Origin of the sequence: Arthrobacter sp. NPDC056727, assembly GCF_042790555.1 — a bacterium.
In the GTDB taxonomy this organism is placed as follows: Bacteria; Actinomycetota; Actinomycetes; order Actinomycetales; family Micrococcaceae; genus Arthrobacter.
The window spans coordinates 128,793-141,274 of sequence record NZ_JBHTZA010000008.1 but is presented as its reverse complement, the minus strand read 5'-3'; the positions used below and the strand labels follow the sequence as shown (position 1 = coordinate 141,274).

Annotated in this window: 20 protein-coding genes; 13 read left to right on the top strand and 7 right to left on the bottom strand. The window is 66.8% G+C overall.

All coding sequences use genetic code 11. From position 1 onward, the window contains the following. Window positions 1–138: 138 nt before the first annotated feature. On the top strand, window positions 139–786 hold the full coding sequence (locus tag ACFRAH_RS10415; RefSeq protein ID WP_377990810.1) for a DNA alkylation repair protein: 648 nt from the start codon (window positions 139–141) through the stop codon (window positions 784–786). Window positions 787–802: 16 nt separating this feature from the next. Here ACFRAH_RS10415 and ACFRAH_RS10410 read toward each other — a convergent pair whose 3' ends face one another. Next, window positions 803–2,197, bottom strand: a complete 1,395-nt coding sequence (locus ACFRAH_RS10410; protein ID WP_377990809.1) for an ammonium transporter — start codon at window positions 2,195–2,197, stop codon at window positions 803–805. A gap of 347 nt (window positions 2,198–2,544) precedes the next feature. On the opposite strand from ACFRAH_RS10410, the gene ACFRAH_RS10405 reads away from it, so the two are divergent. The 3 genes from ACFRAH_RS10405 to ACFRAH_RS10395 all read left to right on the top strand — a co-directional run bounded on the left by ACFRAH_RS10405 (window position 2,545) and on the right by ACFRAH_RS10395 (window position 3,539). Next, window positions 2,545–2,817 carry a hypothetical protein gene (locus tag ACFRAH_RS10405; protein ID WP_377990808.1) on the top strand — a complete coding sequence of 91 codons (273 nt, stop codon included), beginning with the start codon at window positions 2,545–2,547 and terminating at the stop codon, window positions 2,815–2,817. Between the two features lie 8 nt (window positions 2,818–2,825). After that, entirely contained in the window at window positions 2,826–3,266 is a 441-nt protein-coding gene (locus tag ACFRAH_RS10400; RefSeq protein ID WP_377990807.1) for a DUF1810 domain-containing protein, read from the top strand. A 96-nt stretch (window positions 3,267–3,362) separates the two neighbouring features. Next, window positions 3,363–3,539 carry a CsbD family protein gene (locus ACFRAH_RS10395; protein ID WP_377990806.1) on the top strand — a complete coding sequence of 59 codons (177 nt, stop codon included), beginning with the start codon at window positions 3,363–3,365 and terminating at the stop codon, window positions 3,537–3,539. Window positions 3,540–3,631: 92 nt separating this feature from the next. Here ACFRAH_RS10395 and ACFRAH_RS10390 read toward each other — a convergent pair whose 3' ends face one another. After that, window positions 3,632–4,129, bottom strand: coding sequence for a metallophosphoesterase family protein (locus ACFRAH_RS10390; RefSeq protein ID WP_377990805.1), 498 nt, complete (start codon window positions 4,127–4,129; stop codon window positions 3,632–3,634). Window positions 4,130–4,161: 32 nt separating this feature from the next. On the opposite strand from ACFRAH_RS10390, the gene ACFRAH_RS10385 reads away from it, so the two are divergent. The 5 genes from ACFRAH_RS10385 (at window position 4,162) to ACFRAH_RS10365 (ending at window position 7,625) form a co-directional block, all read left to right on the top strand. Continuing rightward, entirely contained in the window at window positions 4,162–4,686 is a 525-nt protein-coding gene (locus ACFRAH_RS10385) for an NUDIX domain-containing protein (RefSeq protein WP_377990804.1), read from the top strand. After that, a complete protein-coding gene (locus ACFRAH_RS10380; protein WP_377990803.1) occupies window positions 4,686–5,039 on the top strand; it encodes a TraR/DksA family transcriptional regulator in 354 nt (117 codons plus the stop codon). The genes ACFRAH_RS10385 and ACFRAH_RS10380 overlap by 1 nt, the downstream gene beginning before the upstream one ends. Window positions 5,040–5,122: 83 nt before the next feature. After that, complete coding sequence (locus ACFRAH_RS10375; protein WP_377990802.1) at window positions 5,123–5,311, top strand: DUF1918 domain-containing protein; 189 nt, start codon at window positions 5,123–5,125, stop codon at window positions 5,309–5,311. A gap of 8 nt (window positions 5,312–5,319) precedes the next feature. After that, complete coding sequence (locus ACFRAH_RS10370) at window positions 5,320–5,799, top strand: hypothetical protein (protein ID WP_377990801.1); 480 nt, start codon at window positions 5,320–5,322, stop codon at window positions 5,797–5,799. After that, window positions 5,757–7,625 (top strand): DUF5671 domain-containing protein, encoded by a 1,869-nt coding sequence (locus tag ACFRAH_RS10365; RefSeq protein WP_377990800.1) that lies wholly within the window; start codon window positions 5,757–5,759, stop codon window positions 7,623–7,625. The genes ACFRAH_RS10370 and ACFRAH_RS10365 overlap by 43 nt, the downstream gene beginning before the upstream one ends. Here the strand turns inward: ACFRAH_RS10365 and ACFRAH_RS10360 are convergent. Both ACFRAH_RS10360 and ACFRAH_RS10355 read right to left on the bottom strand, forming a co-directional pair. Then, window positions 7,603–8,307 carry an endonuclease/exonuclease/phosphatase family protein gene (locus tag ACFRAH_RS10360; protein ID WP_377990799.1) on the bottom strand — a complete coding sequence of 235 codons (705 nt, stop codon included), beginning with the start codon at window positions 8,305–8,307 and terminating at the stop codon, window positions 7,603–7,605. The two genes, ACFRAH_RS10365 and ACFRAH_RS10360, sit on opposite strands and share 23 nt — an antisense overlap. Before the next feature lie 60 nt (window positions 8,308–8,367). Next, window positions 8,368–8,571, bottom strand: coding sequence for a hypothetical protein (locus ACFRAH_RS10355; RefSeq protein ID WP_377990798.1), 204 nt, complete (start codon window positions 8,569–8,571; stop codon window positions 8,368–8,370). A gap of 66 nt (window positions 8,572–8,637) precedes the next feature. On the opposite strand from ACFRAH_RS10355, the gene ACFRAH_RS10350 reads away from it, so the two are divergent. Beyond that, a complete protein-coding gene (locus ACFRAH_RS10350; RefSeq protein WP_377990797.1) occupies window positions 8,638–9,441 on the top strand; it encodes a thioesterase family protein in 804 nt (267 codons plus the stop codon). A gap of 11 nt (window positions 9,442–9,452) precedes the next feature. On the opposite strand, the gene ACFRAH_RS10345 is transcribed toward ACFRAH_RS10350, so the two are convergent. Further along, a complete protein-coding gene (locus ACFRAH_RS10345; protein WP_377990796.1) occupies window positions 9,453–9,836 on the bottom strand; it encodes a DUF2177 family protein in 384 nt (127 codons plus the stop codon). 16 nt (window positions 9,837–9,852) lie between these two features. On the opposite strand from ACFRAH_RS10345, the gene ACFRAH_RS10340 reads away from it, so the two are divergent. Next, the gene (locus tag ACFRAH_RS10340) at window positions 9,853–10,602 is read left to right on the top strand and encodes a biotin/lipoate A/B protein ligase family protein (protein ID WP_377990795.1); all 750 of its coding nucleotides are present in this window, start codon (window positions 9,853–9,855) and stop codon (window positions 10,600–10,602) included. Window positions 10,603–10,633: 31 nt separating this feature from the next. On the opposite strand, the gene ACFRAH_RS10335 is transcribed toward ACFRAH_RS10340, so the two are convergent. Next, a complete protein-coding gene (locus tag ACFRAH_RS10335; protein ID WP_377990794.1) occupies window positions 10,634–10,858 on the bottom strand; it encodes a VOC family protein in 225 nt (74 codons plus the stop codon). 164 nt (window positions 10,859–11,022) lie between these two features. On the opposite strand from ACFRAH_RS10335, the gene ACFRAH_RS10330 reads away from it, so the two are divergent. Beyond that, window positions 11,023–11,274: a hypothetical protein gene (locus tag ACFRAH_RS10330; protein ID WP_377990793.1), complete on the top strand. Its 252-nt coding sequence runs from the start codon at window positions 11,023–11,025 to the stop codon at window positions 11,272–11,274. A gap of 87 nt (window positions 11,275–11,361) precedes the next feature. Here the strand turns inward: ACFRAH_RS10330 and ACFRAH_RS10325 are convergent, their stop codons facing one another. After that, entirely contained in the window at window positions 11,362–11,619 is a 258-nt protein-coding gene (locus tag ACFRAH_RS10325; protein ID WP_078028863.1) for a mycoredoxin, read from the bottom strand. Between the two features lie 102 nt (window positions 11,620–11,721). Here ACFRAH_RS10325 and ACFRAH_RS10320 point away from each other — a divergent pair, with 102 nt between their 5' ends. Beyond that, window positions 11,722–12,471 carry an SOS response-associated peptidase gene (locus ACFRAH_RS10320; protein WP_377990792.1) on the top strand — a complete coding sequence of 250 codons (750 nt, stop codon included), beginning with the start codon at window positions 11,722–11,724 and terminating at the stop codon, window positions 12,469–12,471. The last annotated feature ends 11 nt before the right edge of the window (window positions 12,472–12,482 follow it).

Genomic DNA, 12,482 nt, shown 5'->3' with positions numbered 1-12,482 from the left:
CGTTTCCCCGAACTGACCTGCGGGAAGATTTTTGTGACGGCGGCCGGAAATACGATGCCGGCCGCCGTCTCGAAACGTGGGACCGGAGCCCAGGGCGGCAGTTGGACGCTCCGGCGCCCGGCCCGGAAGAATGCGCGGGTGAGTGCTGCCGGAGAATTCGTGGATGACACCTTGCAGCGCGAGTCTTCCTGGTACCGGGCGGAGGACATGCGGCACCGTTTCGGCGGCCGAATGCAGTATTACGGCGCATCGGTCGGCGCCGTGCGCGGCACAGTCCGGGACGCTCTTCGCCGCCATCCGGGACTGGCCCACGACGAGGTCACCGCCCTGAGTTCTGAGCTGTGGGAGGTGCCTGTTTACGAGCGGCGCCTGGCCGCCGTCGTTCTTTTGCAGTCCAAGGTGGAGTTGCTGACCAACTCCGACCTCACACGGATAGAAGGCTTTGTGCGGGAGGCGCACCTGCCGACGCTCGTGGACCCGCTTGCTGTCGACGTCGTTGGTCCGCTGGTGGAGAGGCTCGCCGGCCAGCCGCGCCTGCGTGCCGACGCGGTGCTGGACCGCTGGGCGGGGGACCCGGACGTCTGGCTGCGCCGGGCGTCTTTGATGGCGCCGCTGCGGGCGCTCAAGACGGGTGGCGGTGACTGGGATGGTTTCGCCCGCCGGGCCGGGATCGTGGCGGACCTGCCGCCAAGGCCGGACAACAGCCCCGATCAGGAGGCGATTATGGCCGTGCTGGAGGCTGTGGCGGAGCGGCGGCCGGAGCTCCGGCTCTCCTTTCGCCGCTAGGAACAGGGCGCCAGTACTAGGCGGAAGCCGGTGCGGGCTGTAGCTCGTCGGTCGCCTCCGGGGAGACGGAGTCGACGGCGTTTTCCGCGCCCGCGTTTGCCGGGGAGCCGGCCGGGCGGGCAACTGTGGTGGTGGCGGCCGGGGCGGTGTGGATGAGCTGGCGGAGCGGGTGGAACTGGCTGTGGCCCATGCTCCCGAATTCGTAGGCGCTCTCGGCGTGCTCGGACCGGTCAACGCCGGCCACCTCGGCCTCGTGGCTGACCCGGAAGCCGATGGTCTTGTGAATCGCGAGTCCGATGATCGTGGTCACCAGGCCGGAGAGTGCGAGCGTGATGAGAACGGCGACCGTCTGCGCGATGAGTTGCTGGACGCCGCCGCCGTAGAACAGGCCTCCGCCTTCGCCGTTGACGGGCAGGGCGATGAAACCGAGGGCCAGGGTGCCGACCAGGCCGGAGCCCAGGTGTACGCCGACGACGTCAAGGGAGTCATCGAAGCCGTACTTGAACTTCAGCTCGACGAACAGCGCCGAGGCCACGCCGGACACGAGGCCCAGGCCGATGGCGGCCACTGGGCTGATGTTGGCGCACGACGGCGTGATGGCCACGAGGCCGGCGACGGCACCTGACGCTGCGCCCAGGGACGTGGGGTGGCCGTGGCGGACCTTTTCGGTGACGAGCCAGCTCAGCATGGCGGCGCAGGGCGTCACCAGGGTGTTGATCCAGATCAGTCCTGCCTGCTCTGCCGTGGTGGCGGCGCCGGCATTGAAGCCGAACCAGCCGAACCAGAGGAGCCCGGCGCCGAGCATGATGAACGGGACGTTGTGCGGGCGGTGCCCCGGGTCCTTGCCAAAGCCGTGGCGCTTGCCGACGATCAGGGCGAGGACCAGCGCGGCCATGCCGGAGCTGATTTCGACGACGGTGCCGCCGGCGAAGTCGATGACCTGGCCGAAGATCGCGGACACTGCGCCGCCCTGGCTCATGAGGCCGCCGCCCCAGATCATGAAAGCGAGCGGGCAGTAGACGGCGGTGATCCAGATCGGCACGAAGAGCACCCAGGCGGTGAACTTGGCACGGTCGGCGATCGCGCCGCTGATGAGGGCCACGGTGATGATCGCGAAGGTTCCGGCAAAGCCGGCCTTGATCAGGTCGGGCGTGCCCATGAGCCCGCCCAGGCCGAAGCTTGCGAACGGGTTGCCGAACAGGCCAAGGATGCCTTCGCCGGTGCTCATGGAGTAGCCCCACAGCACCCAGACGACGCCGACGATGCCCGCGGACACGAAGCTCATCATGATCATATTCAGGGAGGCCTTGGCGCGGGTCATTCCGCCATAGAAGAGGCCCAGTGCCGGGGTCATGAGCAGCACCAGTGCCGCCGACACCATCATCCAAACGTTCGCCGCAGTGATTTCCACGCGTTTTCCCTTCCCAGGAAACTCATCCTCTCCGCGGACCGCTGATGCCGGCGCCACGCCCCTCATTGATATTGGTGGATTTATGTTTCGGGTCTGGGCGCTGCAAGTTACACAGGGGTTTCAAAAATCGCCGTTACGTAAAGCCCGCGTGACTGCCGTGTTTCGGGTTTGTTAACGGCCTCTGTTCGCCGGAGCTGATTTTCGTGGATGCCGCGGGTATTTGCCCGGAATGACGGGGCGAACGGTGTTGGGCGCGGTGAAGGCGCTCTGTACAAGGCCGCGTTACAAGCGCATGAATGAAACATATCCATGTTGACCGCGTCTGAGCAGCGCCGTCACCATGGGATATGACTGAATCTGCAGCAACGGGCGATGACTACTTCACTGAGAATCCGCACGCGGATGTTGCGGCGGGAGCCGCTGATACCTCGGGAAATGCTGAGGGGCCGCAGACGGTCGAGGACATCGCCGAGGAGGTGCGCGACGAGATCCGGCTGGGCCATGTGGAGGACGAGGTGAGCCACGTCCTGGAAGAACGCCTGGACGATGCCGGCATCATCATGCGCCCCGAGGATGTGGACGACCTCGCCGAGGACATCGAACGGGACGTCTCCAGCTAGGAACTGCCGTGAACGATCCTCATGACCTGGAACGGTTCGTCACCGCCCAGAATGACGGTGCCACTTACGCCCACGCTCTGGAGGAACTGCGCGCGGGGAGCAAGCGCAGCCACTGGATGTGGTTCGTCTTTCCCCAGATTTCCGGTCTGGGGCAAAGCGCCACCTCCAGACGGTACGCCATCGCATCTTTGGACGAAGCGCGTGCCTACCTGCAGCATCCTGTTTTGGGGCCGCGGCTGATCGAATGCGCCACCGCGGTGGATAACGTGGTCAACCGCGGAGCGGCCGAGATTTTCGGCGGCATCGACGCCCGGAAGCTGCACTCCTCCATGACGCTGTTCCTGCGCGCGGCCCCGGACGAACAGGTGTTCCGTCGCGTTTTGGACCACTACTTCGACGGGGAACCCGACGCCGCCACTGACAGGCTGCTGGCCGGCCCGGGCGGGTAAGTGGTAGCTGCCCTTCACCCTGCCAGTTGGCGGACCTAGACTGGGACCACGAGCCGGTCCGCACCCAGCGGGCTGCGCAGACGGAAGGACAGTGGCATGGGTCTGGACGACAAAATCGACAATGCAGCAGAGAAACTCGCCGGCAAGGCCAAGGTGGGGGCGGGCAAGGCCAAGGACGATCCCGGCCTTGAAGCCGAGGGCAAAGCCGACCAGTCCGCGGCCGATCTGAAACAGGCCGGCGAAAAGGTCAAAGACGCATTCAAAAAGGACTGACCACACAGGATCACCACGTCTGGCTCTCCGTCTGCAAGCGGAGATTCGAAGGGAGTCCCGCCCGTTAGCCGCGGCCGAGGCTCCCTTCCTGTTCAGACCTCCACCAGCCGGACGTCGCCCAAACGGCCGTTCACGACGACGGCGGTCATGTACGTGCAAACAGGTTGCCGGCGGCGGTCGGTGGGGGAGCCGGGGTTGAGCAGGCGCATTCCACCGGGCGCCACCGTGTCCCAGGGAATGTGCGAGTGGCCGAACACCAGCACGTCCGCATCGGGGAAGAGGGCTTCGCAGCGCTCCTCGCGGCCCTTCGCCGGTCCGGTCTCGTGGACCATGCTGAACCGGACGCCGTCGAGCGTCACTCCGGCCGTCTCGGGCAAGCGCCGCCGGAGTTCATCGCCGTCGTTGTTGCCGTAAACGCCGATCAGGCGCCGGCTGCGCTGTTCGAACTCGTCCAGCAGGCCGGTGCTGACCCAGTCACCGGCGTGGAACACCACGTCGGCGTCGTCGACGGCGGCCCACACCTGGTCCGGCAGCGCCCGGGCGCGCTTCGGGACGTGGGTGTCGGCAACAAGGACCAGGCGCAGGCTCATCGAAGCATCTTCCCATGAGGCAGACTGGGACGATGGAGAAAATAGTTCCGCCCTCACCCGGTGATCCCCGCCGGCCTCTTGGCCCCCGTGACCCGGGCGACGCCTGGGTGGAGGGCGACCGCGGGCGGTTCTGGGGCCGCTTCGGGTCGGCCGGGCTCCTGGTCCATGACGCGCAGAAGGGCGTGCTGCTGCAGCACCGCGCCACCTGGAGCCACCACGGCGGAACCTGGGGACTCCCCGGCGGCGCACTTCACCAGGGCGAGGACGCCGTGACTGGTGCGTTGCGCGAGGCCTTTGAGGAGGCGGCCGTTCCCGAAGACAACGTCAAGGTACTGTTCACGTCCGTGTTCGACATCGGCTACTGGTCCTACACCACCGTGGCCGCGCGGGTCCTGGAACCGTTCGAACCCGCCATCAGCGACCCCGAGAGCATTGAACTGCGCTGGATTCCCGTCGAGGAAGTGGCCCGAATAGACCTGCATCCTGCCTTTGCCGCCTCCTGGCCAGACCTGCGCGGGAGGCTGCTGGACGGCTCCGCCTCCGGACAGGTCCAGTAATGGTCGACACTGCGAAGTTCCGGCTGCTGCTGGAAGAGGAGCGGGCGAGGAAGGTCGCCCTCCTGCCTGCCCTCCGCGCGGACATCGCCTCGGCCAATGCCGCCCGGCAAAACTCCAACGTCGACGACGAGCACGACCCCGAGGGTGCAACGATCGCCTTTGAACTGTCGCAGGCGTCGGCACTCCTTGACCAGAGCCGGTCCGGCCTGGCCGATGTGGATGCGGCACTCGAGCGGATCGAAGCGGGCACCTACGGGATATGCGCGGTGTGCGGGGAACAGATCGCCGAGGGCCGTCTGGAGGCCCGTCCCTGGACCCCCTTCTGCATTCGCCACACGGGCGGCAGGGCATAACCCCAGCCCGTCGCAGGCTACACCCGGCTGCCTGTTCCACCGGAGGGAAGAGCATCGTACTCTAGGGCTGGGAGGTGATTGCCATGCAGGCAACCCAGGGAGACCGCATCATCATCCGGGGCAGGACAGTGGAGTCCTCGGACCGGCACGGTGAGATTTTGGAGGTCAAGGGCCCCAACGGAGCGCCGCCGTACCACGTCCGTTTTGACGATGGTCATGAGACCATCCTGTATCCCGGCGGCGACTTCACCGTCGAGCACCACACCACCTGACTGCCCGGATGACCACACGTCCACGGCCTGACCGGACCCTGATCGCAGTCGTTGCCATCATTGCCGGTCTTGTGGCCGTGGCGCTTGCTGTGGTCCTGTTCCGCGGCCAGCCGGAGCCCCTGCCCGACAACACACCCGCAGGTGTAGTCCAGCGGTACGCTGCGGCCGTCCTTAATGGTGACGCGGCGGCAGCAAGGCGCTACTCGACTGACGGACGTTTCGGGGCCGGCCAGCCGGACGGGCCATGTACCCAGATGGAACGTCCCGGGGCGGGCGGACTGCGGGTCACTCTGGTCTCTACAATCGAGCACGCCGACACGGCGGAGGTGCACGTCGTCCTGGCCACATCCAACGGAGGCGGCCCCTTCGGCAATTCCGAATATGAGACCGAGGCCGTTTTTAACCTCGAACGGGTGAACGGCAACTGGCTGGTTGCCACTGCCCCGTGGCAGTTCACGATCTGCCCGGTTCCGGCGGCGAAGCCATGAGCAACGTCCGGACCGGTCCCGTGAGGGCGGCACCGGGCGCCCTGGCCACGGTGCGGCGGCTGGTGGTGTTTTCGCTCCTGTTTGTCCTCGTGCTGATCGGCACCTCCGGCGTGGCCGGCCTCCTGGAACGGTTGTTGGGGCCAGGCACCGCGCTGGCCGGGAACGACGTCGGCGGCCTGGCCCGGTCCCTCGCATTCGGCGTGGTCGGCGGCTGCATGGCCGCTGTCCTGTGGTGGCTGGCATGGCGCCGTCAGGGTGCGGATGCGGAGCGGTCCTCGGTTGCCTGGGGCCTGTACGTCGCCGGCGTCTACACCGTCGCCCTGGTTACGGCTGCAACGGCACTGCTCGGCGCCGCATCCGAGCTGGCGGGACTGCTGGCGCCTGCCGCATCCGGTGCGGCGGGCGGGCCACGGGGGATTGAAGACACGCAATGGCGCTCCTCCCTCGCCACGGGTCTGGTGTGGGCTGCGGTCTGGGGCTGGCACCGGTGGATGTGGCAGCACCGCGTCAAGGGGCCGCGGCGGCTGGACACCGTCCCGGCGCTCGCGGGGTCGGTATTCGGTCTGCTGATAGGTGCAGGCGGAGCCGTGACCGCCCTCGGAAACCTTATTGACGCGGCCCTGAGGGGGCTGGCAGGTACACAAGACGTAGGGCAGCCGTGGTGGCTCTCCGTACTGCAGCCGCTTGTCTGGGCTGGCGGGGGACTCCTAATTTGGTGGTGGCATTGGGTCCACGGCGAAGCCCGGCGCCTGTCCTCACCTCTGGCCGGCGTGGCCGCCGCAGTCTTCGGTGTGCTCGGCGGCTGCCTCATGGCAGTGGCCGGTGCCGTCACCGCTGTGTTCGTCCTCCTGCGGCTGGTCCTGGACCGCTCCGAGGAGACGGTCCGTCTTGTGGATCCTCTTGGCCCGGCGCTGGCGGCGGCGGCCGTCGGGTCACTCGTCTGGCGCTACTACTGGGCGCTGACGGCCGCGCGGTCCGACAGGCTGCGGGAGACGGGGCTGTTGCTGGCGACGGGAGTGGCGCTGATCGCTGCCGCCTCCGGGGTGGGAGTTGTTGTCAACGCGGCCCTGGGCTTCGCCGAAACAACCCTGGCGGGAACGGGGATGCGCACACTGCTGCTCGGCGGCATCAGTGCCCTGGCCGTTGGCGGGGCAGTCTGGTGGCGGGCGTGGCACGCAGCACGCGGCAGGGGGCCCGCGAGCGCCGATGATCCAGGCGGTGTGCCTTCCAGGGGCGGTGGTGCACGGCGGATCTATCTGGTGGCCATTTTCGGGATCAGCGCCGTCGTGGCGCTGATCGCCCTGCTGGTTGTCGGTTACCAGGCCTTTGAGTTCATGCTGGACCCGGCGAGTTCCGGAAACCTGGTGGGACGGATCCGGGCGCCGCTCGGTCTGCTGACCGCCACCGGGCTTGTGGCCGCCTACCACTACAGCGTCTGGCGGCGCGAACGGGCACCGCTGCCGGAGGCCGGCGCAGATTCAGTCAAAGGGGCCGGTCCGGCACAGGCCATTGGCCAGGTGATTCTGGTGGCCGGTTCCGATCCGGTGCCGCTGTCAGACGCTATCCGGAAGGCCACCGGTGCCAACGTGACGGTCTGGCTGCGGTCCGGCCTGGGTGTGGACTCCAGGCACCCGGACTTCACACACGCGGACTCCGGAGAGCCGGACCCGGCAGCCCTCGTGGCGGCGCTGGAAGGTGTGGCCGGTGAGCGGGTGCTGGTGGTCGCCGGACCCGGCACCCGGATCGAGGTCATCCCTATATGGGCGGGCAACGCCCCACGGCAAGAACCCGGCCACCCAAGCCTCAGGAAACGGGCAGCCCCTTGATCGGAGCCCGGTCCGCGCCGTACTCGGCTGTCACCAGGATGGGCAGGTGGTCCGATTTCCCCCGGGGGAGGGTTTCCACGCTTTCGATGTCCAGGCCCAGTGACGTCGCGAAGTCGAAGTGGCCCTTGAAGACCTTGTAGCGGGTGTACGTCCTGCGGTTGCTCAGCGACAGGGCGTAACCGGAGTTCTTCATGTGCGCATGCAGGCTCTTGGTGAAGAACGGGTAGTTGAAGTCGCCCACCATGAGTGTCATGAGCCCGGTGCCCATGCTCAGGAGCTCGGCGTGCGCCGCGTGGATCTGCTTGCGCCGCAGCGAGTTCGATGCGGTGAGCGGTGCGGCGTGGAACGAGCCCACCACAAGTTCATGGTCAGTTTCGTTGTCCACCATCCGCGTGCCGATCAGACGCTCGTGGGCGGGCGCCATCACACGGTCGTGCATGGACTTCTTCAGGGCGAAGGTCTGGGTGTCCACGGCCGTGAAGCGGTCTGTCCGGTAGTAGATGGCCAGGCCCAGCCGGTTGCCCTTGGTGTAGTCGGCCAGGTGCAGCGGGCCGAGCGTGTCAGGCAGATCGGATGAGTCACATTCCTGAAGGCAGAGGACGTCTATCCCGAAGTTGCGGGCCAGACTCATCAGTTCGCCACTCGCCTTGTGCTTGCGGAGGTTGTAGCTAATAACTCGCATCAGTGGAACACCTCTTCCGAGGACTGCTAGAAGGACCGGTCTCCGAGTCTACCCAGATCATCATATGGACGTCGGGACGTTAAGCGCGCGTCCGGCGCGGCAAAAATATGCGGCGCCGGACGCGTGCGGTCCTGTGACCTTCGGCCCGTTACCTTCCTCCGGGGCCGCGGTGCCGGCCGCGAGGGTGGAGGCGAATGTGACCTGCACGCCTGACTGGGTGGAGCTTGTTCCGGGGGTGACCACCATGCCTGCGCTACCTGTCACGTCTCCGTGCGCCGGAAACGATAGAGTGAACCGGGATTAACCGATCACGCTTTGAAGGAGTCGACGTTGACTGCTGAACTCCCGGAACTCGCCAATGGCGACTTCTACTACCAGGACCTGGGTGGCGGCCGCTTTCGGTCCACCATCCACGCCCAGGGGGCATGGAACGCCCACGAACAGCACATGGCCCCGGCATCGGGCCTCCTGGCGGACCGGCTGGAGCGGCACGAACCCCGGGACGACATGCGGATGGCCAGGCTCAGTTACGAAATCCTGGGACTGATCCCCGGCGGCGAATGTGAAATCGTCACCACGACGCTGCGCCCGGGCCGCACCATCGAGCTGCTCCAGGCCGATCTGGTGGCGGCCGCCCGCGTGGCCATCAGGGCCACTGCCTGGCGCATGGTCACCAGCGACACGTCCGCGGTGGCCGCCGTCGAGGATGGCACCATCCCGTCGCCGGACGAATGCAAGCCCTACGACGGCGCGAGCGTGTGGCCGGGAGGCTACATCCGCTCCCTGGACATGAGGGTGGCCGAAGGCCACCGGCCCGGCGCCGGAAAGGTGTGGCTGCGCACCGACCACCCGCTCACGGACGGGAAGGACAGCTCGGACATGGCCCGGCTCATGGGGCTCGTGGATACCGCCAACGGCATCGCCGCGCGGGTGCCCCCGGGCAAGGGCAGCTACGCCTTCCCGAACCTGGACCTCCAGATCCACATGTACCGGCGCCCGGAGGGCGAATGGCTGGGGCTGGACAACGCAGTCTCCTTTGGCGCCGACGGCATCGGCCTCACCTCGACGGTGCTCCATGACCTGTCCGGCCCGTTCGGGCGGGCGGAACAGATCCTCACGCTGCGGAAATCCTGACCGCTGCCGCCCTAGCGGAAGACCAGCCAGCCCGCCAGCGTGGCCAGCGCGGTCAGCAGGGCGCCCCACGCCATGTCCACGATGATGAGCTGCAGCGGCCAGGTCTTGAGGGTTGCGGCGTTGGTGAGGTCGTACGTCGCGTAGGCGAAGGCGCCCAGCGCCGCCCCGTGGCCGACGGCGGTCAGCCAGGTGCCGCCGTCGAGCGCCGGCCGCAGCGCAAAGAAAACGATCCCCGCAATGTAAATCAAATAGAACGCCACGGCGTACCCTAGATGGGGCCGGCCGGCCAGCAATTCACCGATGTGGCTGCGGTAGAACGGGTTCATGAGCTTGAGCCACACGGCGTCGATCACGGCGAAGGCAGCGGCGACCACCAGAAATTGCAACACGACCATAAGGGAGCTTAGCAACATGCAGCAGGCCGGGGCTGATTCACGGACTCTGACCCTCGTCCGGCAGGAGCAGTCCCTTGGCGCCGTCCGGGACCTTGATTTCGGGATCGAGCTCCTCGGCAAGGCCCGTGCAGGCGACCTCGGCCCCACCCTTCGGCTGTACCGGCCCGCACCGACGGTTGCCTTCGGCCAGCGCGACACCCGCCTGCCCGGCTTCGGTGCCGCCGCCCAGGCCTGCCGCGAACTGGGGTTTGAACCGCTGATCCGCAAGGCCGGAGGCCGCGCCGCCGCCTACCATGAAGGCACCCTCATCATCGACCATGTGGAGCCGCACAGTGATGCCATCGCCGGAGCCAAGGGCCGGTTCGCATTCTTCGGCGGGATGCTGGCAGGAGCCTTGCAGAGCGTAGGTGTGCACGCCGCCGTCGGCGAGATCCCGGGGGAGTATTGCCCGGGCGAATACAGCGTCCACGGTTTCGCGCCTGATGCCCCTGCCCACAAGGTCAAGCTGGTGGGCACAGCCCAGCGTGTGGTGTCCGGCGCATGGCTGTTCAGCTCCGTCGTCGTGGTGGAAAACTCGGCGCCCATCCGTGAGGTGCTCACGGCCAGTTACGCTGCCCTGGGCCTGGACTGGGACCCGGCAACCGCCGGCGCGGTCAACGACCTGGTGCCTGGCCTTGACGTGCAGGCCATCGAGGACGCCGTGGTCCGGACCTACGCGGATTACGCCACCATGGGCCACGCGGACTTCAGCACCCTTCGCGCCTAGCGCTGTGTCCCGCCGCCGGCGCGCGTGATCCCTATTCCGTGGCCGGGGGAATCTGGCAGATCATCAGGACGTTTCCGTCCGGGTCCCGGAAGTTGAACCATTGGTCGTCGTTGACATCGGTGAGTTCCACGCCCCGGGTTGTCATGAATGCGTGGGCCGCGTGGATGTCGGCGGTGTTGAAGTGGAACGCAGGAACCTGGAAGACGGCGCCGGGGGAGTAGATCCCACTGTCCAGAACGAGGCCGGCTCCCTCCATGGGGAGGATGTACAGAGGAACGCGGGAAGGTACTCGAACTGTAACGCGCCGGACTTGGCGCAGCCAGGAGCGGGGCCCGCTCGGATTTTTCGTACCCAGACCGGTCGATTTCAAACGCTGGGAAGAGGACGATTAAGGAACAGCCGCAGAAAAGGAGGTCAGTGATGTGCTATTCATCGCGGGCGGATTTTGGCTGGGACACCCGAAAGGACGCCGTCCGGAAGCCTGAGCCGCACCGGGAACCGGCGCGGCCGGAAGCAGGGCCCGGTAAACCGACGCCGGTGGACCATCCGGAACCCCGGACCCACGCGGACGAAACCAGGCTGTGGGCCTTCCTGGCCCGCCGCAAGGAGCCCCGCGGCGGGGAAGCGCACGCTTCCATGCCGATGGAGGACAGGGTCGGCGAAAAGGTCTGATGCGCCGCAGGGACAGGCAAGCAGCAAAGGAAACAGCAAAGGCACCGGTCTCCGGTGCCTTTGCTGTTACATCCTGTGGCGTCAGCCCTACGCGGCGAGCCTGCTCTTGACCTCGGCCGCGGACGGGTTCGTGGCCGCGGTGCCGTCCGGGAAGAGGACGGTGGGGACGGTGCGGTTGCCGCCGTTGATCTGCTCCACGAGTTCGGCCGTGCCATCCACCTCTTCAATGTTGATCTCGGTGTAGCCGATGCCCTGGGCGTCCAACTGCTTCTTCAGCCGGTTGCAGTAGCCGCACCAGGTGGTCGAGAACATGGTGATAGTGCCGTCTTCGGGGGTAAAGTCCACGGGCTCTCCTCGGATTGATATGGTTCTGTCGGTTTCCTTCCCCACAACCGTAACCCGGGCACCGGTATTCCCCGGCCTCTGTTGCAATGGCATGCTGGTGCCATGTGTGGACGTTACGTCATGGCCCGGGCAGTGGGGGATCTGCTGGCCGAATTCGACGCTGAACTTGAGAACGAAACCGAAATCCCGCCGTCGTGGAACGTGGCGCCTACCGATGGCGCCCCCATCGTCCTCGAGCGGCTCATCGACGGCGGCACAGTCCGCCAGCTGCACGTCGCGCGCTGGGGCCTGGTGCCGTCCTGGGCGAAAAGCCCGGGCATCGGGGCCAAGATGATCAACGCCAGGAGCGAGTCGGTCCTCGAGAAACCGGCGTTCCGCAAGGCCGTGCAGTCCAGGCGCTGCGCGGTCCCGGCCGACGGCTATTACGAATGGAAACAGGGTGAAGGCCGCAGCAAGCAGCCCTACTACGTCCACCCGCGGGACGACTCCGCCCTGGCCTTCGCCGGACTGTACGAGTGGTGGAAGGACCCGTCCGTGCCGCCGGGTGAACCCGGCCAGTGGATGCTCTCCATGTCCATCATGACGGCGGACTCGCCGCCGGCGGGAACTGAAGGCACTGTGTTTGCCGAACTGACAGCACTCCACGACCGCGTCCCGCTGCCCATGAGCCGCGACACCATGTCGGCCTGGCTCGATCCGCAGGTGGACGACGCCGCCGGCCTGGTGGATCTTGTCCGTTCCGGTGTGAAGGACGTTGCTGCCGGCTGGCGGGTGGATTCCGTGGGTAAGGCGGTGGGCAACGTCCGCAATAACTCCCCTGACCTCATCGAACCTGTCGAGGCCCTCTTCTAAGGCTGCGGCCC

What these genes read in the sequence shown, in the direction of transcription:
- ACFRAH_RS10405 (WP_377990808.1), top strand. Translation starts at nt 2,545, where the DNA reads ATGACTGAATCTGCAGCAACGGGCGATGACTACTTCACTGAGAATCCG.
- ACFRAH_RS10395 (WP_377990806.1), top strand. Translation starts at nt 3,363, where the DNA reads ATGGGTCTGGACGACAAAATCGACAATGCAGCAGAGAAACTCGCCGGC.
- ACFRAH_RS10390 (WP_377990805.1), bottom strand. Translation starts at nt 4,129, where the DNA reads ATGAGCCTGCGCCTGGTCCTTGTTGCCGACACCCACGTCCCGAAGCGC.
- ACFRAH_RS10385 (WP_377990804.1), top strand. Translation starts at nt 4,162, where the DNA reads ATGGAGAAAATAGTTCCGCCCTCACCCGGTGATCCCCGCCGGCCTCTT.
- ACFRAH_RS10380 (WP_377990803.1), top strand. Translation starts at nt 4,686, where the DNA reads ATGGTCGACACTGCGAAGTTCCGGCTGCTGCTGGAAGAGGAGCGGGCG.
- ACFRAH_RS10375 (WP_377990802.1), top strand. Translation starts at nt 5,123, where the DNA reads ATGCAGGCAACCCAGGGAGACCGCATCATCATCCGGGGCAGGACAGTG.
- ACFRAH_RS10370 (WP_377990801.1), top strand. Translation starts at nt 5,320, where the DNA reads ATGACCACACGTCCACGGCCTGACCGGACCCTGATCGCAGTCGTTGCC.
- ACFRAH_RS10360 (WP_377990799.1), bottom strand. Translation starts at nt 8,307, where the DNA reads ATGCGAGTTATTAGCTACAACCTCCGCAAGCACAAGGCGAGTGGCGAA.
- ACFRAH_RS10345 (WP_377990796.1), bottom strand. Translation starts at nt 9,836, where the DNA reads ATGGTCGTGTTGCAATTTCTGGTGGTCGCCGCTGCCTTCGCCGTGATC.
- ACFRAH_RS10340 (WP_377990795.1), top strand. Translation starts at nt 9,853, where the DNA reads ATGCAGCAGGCCGGGGCTGATTCACGGACTCTGACCCTCGTCCGGCAG.
- ACFRAH_RS10335 (WP_377990794.1), bottom strand. Translation starts at nt 10,858, where the DNA reads ATGGAGGGAGCCGGCCTCGTTCTGGACAGTGGGATCTACTCCCCCGGC.
- ACFRAH_RS10330 (WP_377990793.1), top strand. Translation starts at nt 11,023, where the DNA reads ATGTGCTATTCATCGCGGGCGGATTTTGGCTGGGACACCCGAAAGGAC.
- ACFRAH_RS10320 (WP_377990792.1), top strand. Translation starts at nt 11,722, where the DNA reads ATGTGTGGACGTTACGTCATGGCCCGGGCAGTGGGGGATCTGCTGGCC.